The sequence below is a fragment of the Mesorhizobium erdmanii genome, assembly GCF_013170725.1.
Taxonomy (GTDB): Bacteria; Pseudomonadota; Alphaproteobacteria; order Rhizobiales; family Rhizobiaceae; genus Mesorhizobium; species Mesorhizobium erdmanii.
In genome coordinates, this window is the sequence record NZ_CP033361.1 from 6,034,029 (window position 1) to 6,048,220 (window position 14,192).

Annotated in this window: 8 protein-coding genes and 1 pseudogene; 1 reads left to right on the forward strand and 8 read right to left on the reverse strand. The window is 64.1% G+C overall.

The features are described from left to right. Window positions 1-297: 297 nt before the first annotated feature. From EB233_RS29030 to EB233_RS29050, 6 genes and pseudogenes are all read right to left on the reverse strand, one after another. Window positions 298-1,263 (reverse strand): polyprenyl synthetase family protein, encoded by a 966-nt coding sequence (locus EB233_RS29030; protein ID WP_064987412.1) that lies wholly within the window; start codon window positions 1,261-1,263, stop codon window positions 298-300. A 150-nt stretch (window positions 1,264-1,413) separates the two neighbouring features. Further along, entirely contained in the window at window positions 1,414-2,757 is a 1,344-nt protein-coding gene (locus EB233_RS29035) for a cytochrome P450 (RefSeq protein ID WP_064987351.1), read from the reverse strand. Further along, window positions 2,757-3,581, reverse strand: coding sequence for an SDR family oxidoreductase (locus tag EB233_RS29040; protein WP_064987411.1), 825 nt, complete (start codon window positions 3,579-3,581; stop codon window positions 2,757-2,759). The genes EB233_RS29035 and EB233_RS29040 overlap by 1 nt, the downstream gene beginning before the upstream one ends. An 18-nt stretch (window positions 3,582-3,599) precedes the next feature. After that, window positions 3,600-3,881 (reverse strand): annotated as a pseudogene (locus EB233_RS32350) (ferredoxin); the annotation flags it as partial. A gap of 1 nt (window position 3,882) precedes the next feature. Next, entirely contained in the window at window positions 3,883-5,169 is a 1,287-nt protein-coding gene (locus EB233_RS29045) for a cytochrome P450 (protein ID WP_064987410.1), read from the reverse strand. 94 nt (window positions 5,170-5,263) lie between these two features. Further along, the gene (locus EB233_RS29050; RefSeq protein ID WP_064987350.1) at window positions 5,264-6,466 is read right to left on the reverse strand and encodes a cytochrome P450; all 1,203 of its coding nucleotides are present in this window, start codon (window positions 6,464-6,466) and stop codon (window positions 5,264-5,266) included. Window positions 6,467-7,828: 1,362 nt separating this feature from the next. On the opposite strand from EB233_RS29050, the gene EB233_RS29055 reads away from it, so the two are divergent. Next, entirely contained in the window at window positions 7,829-8,884 is a 1,056-nt protein-coding gene (locus tag EB233_RS29055; protein ID WP_279626502.1) for a UvrD-helicase domain-containing protein, read from the forward strand. Between the two features lie 6 nt (window positions 8,885-8,890). Here the strand turns inward: EB233_RS29055 and EB233_RS29060 are convergent, their stop codons facing one another. Continuing rightward, window positions 8,891-10,630, reverse strand: coding sequence for a phospholipase D-like domain-containing protein (locus tag EB233_RS29060; protein WP_064987349.1), 1,740 nt, complete (start codon window positions 10,628-10,630; stop codon window positions 8,891-8,893). Continuing rightward, window positions 10,627-14,058 carry a DEAD/DEAH box helicase gene (locus tag EB233_RS29065; RefSeq protein ID WP_425487723.1) on the reverse strand — a complete coding sequence of 1,144 codons (3,432 nt, stop codon included), beginning with the start codon at window positions 14,056-14,058 and terminating at the stop codon, window positions 10,627-10,629. The genes EB233_RS29060 and EB233_RS29065 overlap by 4 nt, the downstream gene beginning before the upstream one ends. Window positions 14,059-14,192 lie beyond the last annotated feature (134 nt).

A 14,192-nucleotide genomic window follows, 5' to 3' on the forward strand; every position in this document is an offset into this window, starting at 1 on the left:
GAACCAGGATCGGGCAGACGCCGCGCATGTCGCCGCAGGCCCGTCGCGGCCCGACGCACGGGCAGCGCCGGACGGCCGCCCTGCTCCGGCGCGGCGACGCGCCCCATGCTGGGGCCGATCCGCCGTATAGGCTTGCGCGCAGCGCGCCGCGTGCGCCTCGTGCGCCGCGTGCGCCGCGGCTGTGCTGGGCAACCGCTGCGATCGCCGCCGCCGACTTGGACACAGTGCAGCATGAACCGCTCACGCCGGCCGATCGATCGCAGCGGCACAGGGGCGTCTCCATGCGGACGGGCGCGCTCATGCGCATGGCGCGTGCTTGAACAGATACGCGTTGGCCCGCTGCAGCATCTGCGCCAACCGTTCTGCACGCGTTCCCAGCGGGGCGATGGACTCCCCGGCGTCGCGCAACAGATCCAGCGCCAACTGGCGCGCTGCCTGCAGACCCATGATCGACGCACAGGTCGGCTTCTGCGCCGCTGCGTCCTTGCCGGGGGTCTTGCCCAACGTCGCGGTATCCGCTGTCGCGTCGAGAATGTCGTCGACCACCTGCAACGCCAGGCCGAAACAGGCGGAGTAGCGATCGAGCGCACAGTACAGCGCAGCATGGGCGGCATCCTCCGCGATGGCGCATAGCGCGCCCATGCGAACGGACGCGCGCACTAGTGCTCCGCTCTTCATCCGGTGCATCGCCACGATCCTGTCCAGCTCGACGTGCTTTCCTACCAGCGACAGATCCATGGCCTGCCCGCCTGCGGCACCCTCGGCGGACACCGCCTGCGCCAGTTCGCGCACGAGCGCGATACGGTTGTCGCCCGGCGCATCCAGGCTCGCCAGGGTCAGGAAGGCGTGCGCCTGCAGCGCATCGCCGACCAGGATCGCAGTGGCTTCGCCGAACTTGACGTGCACGGTCGGAAGGCCGCGGCGAAGCACGTCATCGTCCATTGCGGGCAGGTCGTCGTGGACCAGGGTACAGGCGTGCATCATCTCGATGGCGGCGCCGACATCGTCGAGCATGTGCGCCGGCGTGTCGGCCAGTGCGCCGGTAGCCAGACAGAGCAAGGCGCGGGTGCGCTTTCCGCCATGCAAGGTGGCGTAGCGCATCGCCGCCATCAGCTCGGTCTCACCGTCGTCTTCGGCGCAGAGAAGACGCGCCAGCGCCTGTTCGACCCGCCTTGCGCCGTCCTGCATCCAGATCTCGGGCGGCAGCCTGCCGGATGCGCCGCGCGCCTGCGCGTCGTCGTGTAGCGTGGAATCGGTCTGCATGTCGTTCATGTCCTTGTACCTGGCACGGCCACGGCGAGCGTCCGAGCCGCCGCGGTGTTGGCGGCGTCGCCCCGAGCGCGCGCGCCGAGTGCAGCATTGCCGCGCGTCGCCGGCGCAGCTGCCTCGCCACACGGGGCATGCGATGCCAGCTCATGAGAATCCGATGCGGATTTTCATGGACGGATGTGCGGTCGGGAAATAGCGCCGACCTTTTTCGGCGGCGCTCAGCAACCGCGGCCGCACCCCGGCCTTGTGCATGGTCAGTGCCAAGGCGATGCAGAACTGCACCATTTCCAGCCACACTAGGTGGTAACCGATGCAGACGTGTGGGCCGGTACCGAACTGCAGCATGTCCACCGGCCGGATCGGCTCCGTGCGTTTTAGCCACCGCGCCAGGCGGAACTGATCAGGCGCCTCGTGCAGCAGCGCCGAGGTCGACAAATGCAGCAGCGGGATGCACAGAGGGGTGCCCGCGGGAATGCGCCGTTGGCCGAGTTGCAATTCCTGCAGCGCGCGACGCGGCAGGAGCGTGGTCGCCGGATGCACGCGCAGCGTCTCGCGGAACAGCGCCTCGGCGACCGGACACTGCGCCAGGTCCGGGTGCCGGGTCGGCACCGCGCCCACGCGTTGCGCCTCCTCGACCAGGGCGTCCCACAGCCCAGGCTGCCGCGCCAGCTCGATCACCATCCAGGCCATCGTCGAGGCGGTGGTGTCGTGACCGGCAAGCAGCAGCAAGCGGATATTGGCGACCAGGACGTCGTCGGAAAGCGCATCGTCGTCGCGATCGAAGGCGCTCACCATGTCATTGATCAACCCAGTGCGCGCGGCATGCGCGCGCGCGTCGCGGACGAACTGGCGCAACTGCGCGTCGATCCAGTCGCGGGCGGCGCGGCCGCGCCGCAAGGGCAGTCCGGGCAGGTCGACCGGGGGCGCGACGATCAACTGCAGCAGTTGCCGGTATTTGCGATGCCATCCCGGCAGGTCCCGCGCTGGGATTCCCATGAGGCTGAAGATGAGCTTGAGCATCAGGTCGCCGGTTTCGCGCAGGATGGTTACGTCGCCGCGGTCGCGCCACGCCTGCACCCGCGCCTGGATGACGGGCGCGAACAGGTTGCCGATGCCGGCTTGGGTCAGCCCCTTGGGCAGGAACGCCGCCTTTATCGCGTCGCGCGCCTGCCGGTGCGCGCCGCCGTCCTGGGCGACCAACGTTCCGCCAAGCAATTCGGGCGCGATCTCTTCGATCAGCGCCGAGGACACGTCCTTGTGCCGGAGCAATGCAAACGCATCCGGATCCACACAGGTCATCAGGTGTCCGGCAGGGCCGAAATCCAGCCAGAAGTGGCTGCCCAGCGTCCATTCCGCGCGCCGCAACAGGCGTGGCAGGTCGCATACGATGGCGGGAAGATGTCCGACCAGGGGGAAAGCGCCGGGCACGACCGGGATGTCGTCCCGCAGCCGGTGCCGACGGTCCAGCGGGTTGAGCAGCATGTCCATCAGCAGCGGGGCGCCGTGGCCGCTTTGGCGGTGTCGCCGGCAGGCCGCGCGGCGCGGCTGTTGCCACCGTCGGCGTACGTCGGCACATGCGCCAGCATGCCGCCGTCGATGCACAGGACCTGGCCGGTGATGAACGCAGCATCGTCGGAGAGCAGGAACGCCACCAGCGCGGCCACGTCCTCGGGGCGGCCGACGCGTTGCAGGAGTTGGTGCCGGCTCAGATGCCGTTGCATGCGCTCGTCCAGCTTGGCGAGGAGACGCTCGGTCATGATGAGACCCGGCGCAACCGCGTTGCAGCGGATCTGCGCATGACCGTACTGGGTGGCGAGCGAGACCGATAGCATGTTCATCGCCGCCTTCGACGCGGCGTAGGACGTCTGTGCGGTGTCACCGCTGAGCCCCTGGCACGACGACATGTTGACGATCGCGCCACCGCCGCGGGCGATCATTCGTGGGATGGCCTGCCGGCAGCAGAGCAGCGTGCCGCGCAGATTGGTCGCCATGGTCTGATCCCAGACCGCCAGGTCCAGGTCGAGGATCGTGTGGTCACGCGGTGTCAGATGCATGGCGCTCGCGTTGTTCACCAGCAGGTCGACCCCACCGAAGTGCCGCTCCGCCGTCTCGAACAGCGCTGCCACCGCCTGCGCATCGGCGATGTCCATGGCCAGGGCCAGCGCGTGGCCCGCTTCGGCCGCGATCTGCGCGGTGCAGGCGACGGCCGCCGAGCCATCAATGTCGGCCACCACCACGTTGCCGCCCTCGCGCGCGATGGCGAGGGCGCATGCCTTGCCGATGCCGGCGCCGGCGCCGGTCACCACGGCCACCTTGCCTTCAAACCGTCCTCCTGGGTTGCGTTGGTCTTTCGCGGCATGCCGCTCAGCCTGCGCCGGAGAAGGCGCAGGGTCGGCGCTGGCGCGCTCGCCAGCGTCGCTTTCGATGACCCGAATGGCGGCGACCGGACACTGGCTGGCGGCGAGCCGCGCGGCGGCGTGCAGCGCCTGCGGGACCGTCGCCACGCACACTTCCGCCACGCCGTCCGGTTCGCGCTGGCGAAAGGTGCCCGGCAGCGTCAGCGCACACTGCCCGGTGGTTCCGCACAGATCCTGATCGATCACGACGCGCATCTCAGCCCCCCTCATGCAGCCGCACCGGCAGCGCGCGAAACGTCCTAAGGAACGCGGAGGGCTCCCGGGTCGGCTGCTCGACCAATGCCAGCGTGGGGAAGCGCGCCTGGATCCGCGGCAGGCTCTCGGCCAACTGCACCCGGGCAAGTTGCGCACCGAGGCAGAAGTGGATGCCGTGGCCGAAGCTCAGCATGATCTTCCCGTCGGTCGACATGCCAGGAGTGGTGCCGTAGAACCGCGCGGGATTGAAGCGGTCGGGGTCGGCGAAGGCGTCCGGGTCGCGATTGCCGGCCGCGATGAGCACGCGCACGTCCGCGTTCTTCGGGATCACCACGCCGCCCAGTTCGATGTCGCGCTGGGCGATACGCGGAATGGAGCTGAACATGGCAGGCGCGTCGCAGCGCAGGACTTCTTCGACGAATGCCTTCACCCCCACGGCGTCTCCCTGCAGCCAGTGCCGCTGTTCGGGATACGCCAGCATCGCCAGGACCGCATGGTCGATGGTCGCAGCAGTGGTGGCGAAGCCGCCTAGAAGCATGCCCCACAGCATGCTGATCAACTCCGCATCCGACAGCTTGTCGGCATCGTCGTCGTGCGCGCCGACCATCATCGACACGATGTCGTTGCGGGGATCGGTGCGCTTGCGCTGTATGAGGTCGCCGAAGTAGGCCTGCACCCTGGCGCTGGCCGCGTCCGCCGCGGCGAGCTGAGGATCGCTGGCGTGTGGGCTCAGGCCTTCCAGAATGGCGCCGATGCCGGCGGCGAGCCCGAACATGTCGTCCTGGGGCATGCCGAACAGTTCGGCGAAGACCAGCATGGGCAAGGCCAGCGCGAATTCCCAATGCAGGTCCACCGCCTCCCCGCGCTCCAGCGCGGGCGCCATGCCGTCCAGGCGCGCTGCGACGATGCGCGCGATGCTCGGCCGCAGGTTGTCGATCTGGCGCATGGTGAAATCGCGCGAGATCAGCCGGCGCAGACGCGTATGCGTCGGTGGGTCCTTCATCGCTAGCGTGGACGCCAGCAGATTGAGTGACAGGCTGGTCGCCGCACGAGGGAAATAGCGCGCCAGTTCGCCCGGCGCCGGTCCCCGAAACGCATCGCCCGTGGCCTTGAGCGCCCAGTAGATGTCGGCGTGGCGGCTCAATAGAAAGAGGCCCGACGCCGCACGATGCACCGGATCGTGCTCGCGCAACCACCGCATGAACGGATACGGATCGTGGATGCACGCTGGCGACGCCAGTTCGGCGAAGGCGTCCCGGCATGCTGCCGTGGTTTCTTGCACGTCCATCGTGGTTTCCTGTTGGCTGGCTGATCTGACCGGCGCGCGCAACGCGCGCCGGCAAATTGCGGAGAAGGTCGCGATTCCGGGCGGCGTCCGCGCATCACCAGAGCACCGGCAACTCCTCGAACCCGCCAGTGATGATCTCCTTGCGCAACTTCAGTTCTTCGGGCGCCACGGCCAGGCGCAGCGCGGGAAAGCGCTGGAAGATCGAACCGACCACCACCTTGAGTTCCAGCCTGGCCAGCGCCATGCCGATGCAGTAGTGCGGCCCGTGGGAGAACGTCAGGTGCGGATTCTCGTCGCGGCCGATGTCGAAGATTTCCGGGTCGTCGAAATGGCGCGGATCGAACGACGTCGCCGGCAGGCCGACCAGCACCTTGCTCTCCGCGGGAATATGCACGCCCGCGATAGTCACGTCGGTCCTCGGATAGCGCATGATGCCGTCCCAGCCCGCGCCCGGCGGGTACATGCGCAGGATTTCCTCCACCGCCTTATCCACCAGGGATGGATCGCCGACCAGGCGTTCGCGCTGTTGCGGATGGCGGAACATGGCCAGCAGGCCGAATTCGATCTGCGCGACCGTGCTCTCGTGCCCCGCCACCAGCATGCCCGCCGCCAGGCCTATCGCCTCTTCCTCGGTCGCATTGCCCTGCTCGACCGCCGCGAGCAGATCCGTCAGCAGGTTGTCTCCCGGATCCTGGCGCTTGTCCCACATCTTGCCGCGAATGTAGGCGCGCAGTTCTTCCCAGGCCAGGCGCGACGCGCTGCGCGGGCCGCTTTCATGCTGGTGCGTCATCACTTCGTCGGACAGCCCGGCGAAAAAGGCGTGATCCTCGTAGAGCACGCCCATCAGCGCGCTGATGACCATGGCCGGCAGCGGAAAGGAGAGGTGGCGCTTCAGGTCGGCGGGCTGGGGCTGGACCGCCAGCGTCTCGAACAACTGCGCGGCGATCGCCTCGACCTGCTGCGCGAGCACCTTCACCCTGCGGTTGCTGAAGGCCGGCGCCACGATCGTGCGTAACCGGGCATGCTCGCCCCCCTCGTGCGAGACCAGCCACCCCGGCGAACCGAGAATCACCGAATCCGGGGTGAATGCCGCCGGCGGCATTCCCGCCGGCCGGAACGCCGCGTCGGACAGCGCCGCCTTGGCCTCGTCGTAGCCTGTCACCCACCAGCCTTCGTGCCCGGAGGGGAAGCGCACGCGGTGGATCGGACCGTTGGCGCGTAGCGCCAACATCTCAGGCGAGGGCTCGATGTGATCGACGCGCCACATCGGCAGCGTCGGCAAGGATTGTTCGGTCATGGTGGCACTTCACTCTCTAAGCGATGGAAGGGCGGAAGGCGCTGCAGCGAATAACGTAAGACGGCATGGAGACGTCCTCCGCGGCGTAGCCCGACGGATTATCAAGATCGGCCAACGTGTAACTATCTAGGCATACCGCGCGGAGAGATGCAGAACTCTATCCTGAGCTTTCGAGTTCAGGATCAAGGCGAGTGTGGTGGGCCTTTGAGTCGCAGCCGGCCATCAAGACTTCCTGCGCAAGGGTCGACAAGGGCGGCAGCCTGTTTGGGTACTGGGCGGTTTCGCCGAGGCCACCTTGCCATAGAATGCTATCTGATGCGGATTTGACATTTTGCTTTTCTTTCTTCGATCCATCGATCGCGGTGTCATCCACCAAATGAAGGTCGGTCGGCGGCTCCCGGCTCGCAACGAAGGAGTTTCAAAACTCGTGCCAATTTGGCCGACCCAGCAGAAGAAAAAACATTGTGATTGCTTTTCAGCGGATTAGCCTGAGGCTAGACAGGAGCTCAGCGAAATAGGCCGGTGTCGCGGACCCAACAAAAGGCGACAGAACAGTGTCGGACAGTGGACGTCAGCGCCAGACCGGCGAGACCTTCTTTATCAGTTGTCCTGTCCTGGAATGATGGCAGGCGACCTGACCGTATTGACCCATACGGAAGGGCAATGGACGCCGGGCGGCGTTCATCTCCTCATGCAACTGCGAACTCGCGGACCGCACGCTCGACAGCGACTCAAATGCTGGTGCGAGGAACGGCGACTACCACTGAACGAGGCGAAAATGGCCGCGTGATGCCCCCAGCTTTTTCATGCTCCCCTGCCCCTGAGCACTTGTCCGCAGCCGCTCAAACAAACGGCGCGACGCAAAACGCGACAGGCTTCCAGCCTCCTTCTGGATCGTTTCCCCTGCCTTGGCACGAAGCTTTGGTGCTAGCGCCACCAACCGATCGGCGCACCGGCCGAGCTCGGCTCGCGGTCGGCAGGGCCAGCGGCGCCGTGCGTCAGCGCCCAAGCACAGGGCCCGCTCGAAGTTTGCGCCAGGCCTGATTCTTGGTGCGATTCCCTAGGCTGCTGCCCGGTGGCGCAATTCCACTGTGGCGTCCAGAATTATCTGTTGCAGTCCGGAATTAAGTCAGGACGCTGTCGCGCGCACGTTGCCACGATTACATTCTGACGCCATCTGTCTCAAAGGATTGTGGGGAAGTACAGAGCTGAATCTTGGTCGATTGGGCTGCTGCTTTGGTCTACCAATCCAGGGGTCTTGGGTTGACCAATCCGTTGCCGACCGTAAGCGGGTTGACCGGTTAAATTCCACGCCGATCCAACCACTTAACGCCAGTCCAGAATTAGCTGCCACTGAGGCCATTGGTAAACCCGGTCCTTGGATCGGCCAATCGCATCGACTTCGACTCGATGATCGCCAATGCGACGCGCCTCGTGGAAACTGGGCGGTACCAGAGCACCTATGCCCTGATCCTCGCCGATGAGTTCCAGGACATTTCCGAGCCGAGTGCAAACCTCATCAAGGCGCTGAAGCACCAGAAGGCGTTCACCAAGATCTTCGCCGTCGGTGACGACTGGCAGTCCATCTATCGCTTTGCAGGCTCCGACATCACCATTTTCACGCAGTTCGAGGCAAACTTCGGCGCAAGCTGGCAGGGCCAGCTCGAGCAGACCTATCGCTGCAACCAGCTCATCGCCGAGACTGCCGCGAGCTTCGTGCAGCGCAATCCGGCGCAACTGAAAAAGTCAGTGCGGTCGACACGGCCCCCCGTCGCTCGATCGATCCGTGTCGTTCCGATAGAGAACGAGCGGGGGAAGCCCGACTTCGGCGTCGCCTGCTGGCGGCTGCTGAAGCGTCTCGACGCTGTCCTCGGCGGTCGCTCGGAGCAATGGCGCGGCGATGGGCGCCAGAAGCTCAAGGTGATGGTGCTCTGGCGCTACAATCAGCACGACCCGTTCAAGGAAGCAAAGCCCGATTTCGAGAACATCGAAGTGTCGGGACTGTCGTTCCATCGTGCCAAGGGGCTGGAGGCCGACTACACGATTTTGCTCGATGTCAGTGAAGGCGACTATGGGGTGCCAAGCCGGATCGAGGATGACGAACCACTCAACCTGGTCATGCCGCGACCTGAGACATTTGAGTATGCTGAGGAACGGCGCCTGTTCTATGTCGCTCTGACCCGCGCAAGCCGCGGCGTGTTCCTGCTCACCAACAGCCGCGAACCGTCTCGATACGTCGGCGAGCTCTCCGAAATCGCTGGCGACAACCTCCGCTTTGAGACAATCGACGGTGCCGCTCTGCGTCAATGTCCAACATGTCGCGCCGGCCACCTTGTACAGAGAATCGGGCCCGCCAATCGTCGCTTTCTCGGCTGCAGTCAGTTTCCCACTTGCGATCACGCGGAGCCGGTGAAATGAGGGGCGTCATCTGCATTCGGCTTCGAATCTATCGAGCAACGACGTTGCCAAGTTCGGGCCCTCCAGATAGAGGCCGATTTCATCCAGTGGGTTGTCCTCAAGACCTGACTGCGAGCCCCAGTTCAAACTGCTGACGACAACGTGATCACTGTCCCAGGCCAGGAACTTCGCATGCAGCTGCGGTTCGGGCACACCGATGAGGTCCACTATCCCGTGGAGCCGTTCTCGGTGCTTCGTTACATGGCTGCGCTTCACCGGGCCAGTACGGCGCGAATAGTAGATGCGGACGTCGCTGAGTCGCCGGCCAGCGACCTCGGCGGGATCGAAGAGCGCCGGCACCATGTTCGCACCGACTTTGTTCGTACAGCAGACGAAGCGTTGTTGCGCATCGTGGGCGGCGACGCGCAGCAGGCGTTGGTGGTCGGCGGCATGCAGGATCGTCAATGTTGCGGCGGGTGCCTGTGCGTCTTCGGGGGTCGACAGCATGTTTCGCTGACGCCGCAGTTCGGACACCATGAACTGTAGTGCTTCCACCGATCGGCTGGCACTGGAAAGTTTGGAGACTATCTCGCGGAGCAGATCCAGCCCCTCCGCCACCGCCTGGGATTCCCTGAGTTCCGCCGAGACTTCGACGGCCGAGAACGGAGAGTGGAGCCAATTGCAAGAGCCCATCAGCACAACTGCTCCATCGTGACCGTCGTCGGCTACGAGGAACTTCGCATGGCTGTCGACAGGATCCCTCTGCACCAGGAGATAGCCCCTTGTCTGCCTCGTGGCGGACAAGCGGAGAAAGAGTTCCTGCATGGCCGTGGCGTGCTTGGCACGATCGAGCGAAGTGCCGAAGAAGAGGTGACATCTGACCCCCCGCCTGCACGCATCCTCTAGTGATCGCACGATGCGTTCGCGGCGATCCCTGCCCTTTTCGTCGGACTGCGAGGCCACGAAAGTGGACAGGACGAATATGTTGGAGGTGGCGGCGCCGACAATCTGCTCGAAACGCTGCAAGTGCTGCTCGGCGCCAACGACAAGCTGGTCGACACCAAATCGGGTCTCGATGGTTGCGGGGCGCTCCGGCGGCGGGGTCGTGGTTTTCGGTAGAACGCCGGTCTTAATCGTCGTCTTGAGGGCTTCGACGAGCTGGTCGCTCGCCCCTTGCGGAAACACGCCGGCGGCCACCTCGTCGAGATCGAGCACGAGAAATTTCGGCTCCAGGAAGGAGCTGTTCGCTTGTACGCCCCGCAGCCATTCGCCTTGCCTGAGCATACCGACCATGAATTCGTTGACGCGCTGCATCATCGAGTAGTGCGTCTCGGGTGGCTCACCATCCGGAAACCTGATGATTGCGCCCGTGGCAGGAAGTTTGGTGACGGCGACCGTGTCAATGTCCCTGGTCCTGAAAACGGATAGTCCGACCTTCTCGTAGACGACGCTGATGCCGATCTCGCGGTCGGTCGAGCGTTCGGGAAGCGCGCGCCCGGTCCGTATGAAGTCATGACCGACACTGCTGGCGGCGAGGACAGGTTGCGGTGACATCCGGACCTCGACGAGGCCGAATTGCATGAGACGGGCGACGGTCGAACCGACCACCTGTCGGGGGATCTTGAGCGTCTGGGAGACATCATTGATCGTGCCCGGGCTTCGATCCAATGACAGCAGAATCATTTCCTCGATCGGGCTCCATCCCCAGGTCCGCTGCACGATGCCGGGTGCCCGATAGTGCCAAGCCGGGATGTAGATGTTGTTCACTGGGATAGCCTCCCCTGTTCATCGACAGGGATAACGCAGGCGCCTTTGCCTACCGACGGAAAGTCGGCCTGGGACAAGCGTGTGATTTCATCGAGCATGATCCGCAGAAAGCTGAGTTCGTCGTTCACCCCGTCGGGGTCGATCCCCTCTACTGCATTACGAATGAACTGCCGGCTGGTTGCGAGAACGAGCTTGTGCTTGGCGCGACTGAGAAAAACGTTCAGGCGCTGAGGGTTCTTGATGAAGCCAAGGGCTCTCGTGCCCACGAGGACGTTGTTGCGCACAAGGCTGGCGACGACGACATCGGCTTCGCCGCCCTGGAAACTGTCGCTGGTGTAAACGAACTTTGCATCGCCTCGCGGGCTGGCGAAGCCGAAGAGGGTGCCCGCGGACACGTCGATCTCAGGCTTGAGCAGTCGTTCGAGGTGATGGACCTGGGCCGTATACGGAGACAGCACCACGAGCGTCGGCACGGGCGCGCCCTCACGTATGACGGGCCGCAGCTTCTTCATGGCGGCCAGCAGCGCTGTCGCCTCAACCTCGTTGCGAATTGAGCGCTTCACCGTTTGCTCGAATGCGCGTCTCTTGACCACGCTCAGCGAGGGCATGTCCAGAATAACGACCGGAGAAGCGGGAAACCCGTCGGCGCACTCAACGGCCGGCTTGCGAGCCTTCACCCGATCGGAGGAAACCAGCAGCCGCTTGTAGAACGTGTTGGAAACCAGCTCGCATATGGCCGGGTGCATACGGCTCTGCTCGCGAAGCGTGTTGGCGATCGTACTGGGGCGCCCGGTGTCCCCAGCCCTGATCTCTTCTCGCGCGGCAATCGATCTGAAGGGCTCTTCGAGCCGAGACGCGATGGCGAGAACGTCGCTGAGCAGAAACTGATCTGCCTTAAGCGTCTCGAGGGCAAACTCCACCTCGCTCGGCAGGTCGGAGATGGCGGCGAGTTTCTCCTTCGCGTCACGCAGGAGTTCGCCGGCCCGGCTTGCATCGTAGAACTTCTGGCGATCCGCCGCGTCGAAGGGAGACAGCTGATTGTGATCGCCGATCATTACCCTGCGGTTCCCCAGCAGCAGGGCGCCGATCAGTTCGGCGCCGTTGGCCCGCGCTGCTTCCTCGATAAAGACCCAGTCGAACTGGTCGCCGTCGGCGATCATCTCCTCAAGAATATGCGACGACGTGGTTGCAAGCGTCACATCTGACGAGCGCAGCATCAGATTGTCGGTGTCACGCAAGGCGCGGTCGGCGATCGACTGCTCAGACGAATCTACAGGTTTGAGCGCCTGGATGATCTGATTGAGCTGGTTCGTCATGATTGCAGCGCTGGCCGGGTCCGGCTTCGAAACGGAGCGCAACAAAGAATGCGAGCTCCGCCTCAGCGTGCTCTCTTTCTCGCTGGAGCGCGATCGCTCGACACGAACGACGATGGTGGAGGTCGCAGGGAGGAACTTTCGAAGCTCGTCCTCCATGTGGACGAGTGTCTCATGATTTTGAGACGAAACAAGGATTCGAGCATCGGGCGTTTGATGAAGGATGCTTTTTACGAGATGTGAGATCAAGAAGGTCTTGCCCACGCCGGGCGGCCCAACGACCACATTGATGGATCTGCCGTCGACGATTGACCCCCATGCCTCGATCTTGGACGTCTCCATGTCGGCGTCGGCGGGTGGCGGGCCGGGTGCCGCGATGTCGCGCAACACCTCATCCATCGCAACCTGCGCCGGATCATCCAAAGCCCTCAGAAGCTCGACATTGGATCTGGCGGCCACAATATTCTGCAGCCGTCGTCGGATGGCCCGTTCGGCGCCAGTGTCCTTGCGAGGCCGGAGAAAAAGCCGTTGCCCGGCTTGAATCGACAGATTGGTTCCGAAAGCGAACGCGGTTTTCCCCTTAATCAGACCGCTGCCTTCGTAGCTGAGTTCAGGCACGCGCTCGCGGCCCATCGCGAGGCGCGCCGATTGTGACAGCGTCCAGTTGGCTTTTCCGTCGTCATCCTTCAACTCGCGCCTCAGCGCTTCGGCCGCCGGACGCAACCCCATCGTTTCGCGCTGAGCGTCACGCTCTGCGTCATCGTGGGGCGCCAGCCAGACGACGCTGGCTTCCGCGTTGGCTGGGGCGATGACGTCGACGGGATAGAGTCGAAACTGTTCCCTCAGCAGGGTGAAAGCTTCGAGGAGGATGAGAGCGAACCATATTGGAACGTCCGCCGTCGCGTCGGCGGACCGGACGGGTTCCAGGAGGTCGCGCCACCGCTTGGCGCCTGGTCCGAGGTTTTGAACCCGCTCTTCGGCGCCCGTTCTGTTTCTTGACAGGTGTATTCGATGAACAATTTCGACCGCGCCATGCATCCATTCATTTGGACGACGCTGGTGCGCACCTTCGATCATTCCGACGGAGTCGCTCATGAGGCGAATATTGTAGATCGCGAGATCGGTCATGAGGCGTGCTGTGTCCTGTCCAGCCGGGACGAGGCGGACGCCGGCCGACAGCAGATCATCGGCAACAAACTGCATGATCGCTGCCCCATCGGCCGCGGGTATGGTGCCCGAAGAAAGGGCCGGCAAATCGCTCTGAACCACACCCCGTGAGGGATAGAGAACCAGTTCCCCATCGGAGCTCGAGCCGACCCTGTCGAGTTCGATCACGACGTTTCGCAGCTCGTCGAGAACTACAGCGCCATCGAAAAGCTGAAACTGCGGTGGAGTGGCCAGCCGTTCCAGCATTCGGCGTTCCACGGACAGAAGCGCCGGAGGGTTGTCGCCTTCGAGGCCGAGGAGCGCGCCTGCAACCGCGGCCAGGTCGATCCAGTCCTGCCGGAACGAGATCGTAGCAGAGGCGCGAAGCAGGTGCCCGGAATCTCCGAGATCGCCATCCGAAATGTGGACGCATGCCTCGACACCACCGAGGCGATAATCGGCACTGTCGTCTCGGTGTGAAAATATCGAATGCATGCTGACGCCGCCGTGCACGATGCCGGCGTCGTGACACAGCGCGAGCGCTTCTGCGACGCGGACCATATTCCGCCAGAAGGCCCCACGACTTGCGCTCGTCAGATAGCGCCCCTCCTTTGCCCTCCGGCGCTGTGATGCTCCGGAAACCGGACTGCCGGGGTCGACCATGACGATGGCGAGCTCGTGTTGGTCTTCCGCAACTTCGAGAACCTCAACCAGCACGTCTCGAGCACGACGAGAAGAAAGTACCCGTCGAATCCGTCTCAGTCCACGGGCGACAATTGCCCGCAGATCATCGTCGAGCGCCGTGCCCGTCTTCTTGAACAAGCGCAGTAGGTACGCCTCGCCGTCCGCAGTGCCGACAGCAGTGCGCAGGTGAGAATCCCATCCTCCCGTCAACCGAGCAAACGAGTCTTCTGCGAATTTGAAACGTGACTCTAGCGGCGGATTACTCTTCTTGTTGACTGCAGCCATATGGTTTGCCCCCTGAATACTTCTGCCTAGCAGATTCGAGGCCGCCCTGCTTTTTGCGATGGCAACAAACTGCGATTAAACCAAAATGCGGGTGTTAAGCTCCGCGTAGGGCGTCTGGGCCTCGATCCCGGGTC

What these genes read in the sequence shown, in the direction of transcription:
- EB233_RS29050 (WP_064987350.1), bottom strand. Translation starts at nt 6,466, where the DNA reads ATGACCGAACAATCCTTGCCGACGCTGCCGATGTGGCGCGTCGATCAC.
- EB233_RS29030 (WP_064987412.1), bottom strand. Translation starts at nt 1,263, where the DNA reads ATGCAGACCGATTCCACGCTACACGACGACGCGCAGGCGCGCGGCGCA.
- EB233_RS29035 (WP_064987351.1), bottom strand. Translation starts at nt 2,757, where the DNA reads ATGGACATGCTGCTCAACCCGCTGGACCGTCGGCACCGGCTGCGGGAC.
- EB233_RS29045 (WP_064987410.1), bottom strand. Translation starts at nt 5,169, where the DNA reads ATGGACGTGCAAGAAACCACGGCAGCATGCCGGGACGCCTTCGCCGAA.
- EB233_RS29065 (WP_425487723.1), bottom strand. Translation starts at nt 14,058, where the DNA reads ATGGCTGCAGTCAACAAGAAGAGTAATCCGCCGCTAGAGTCACGTTTC.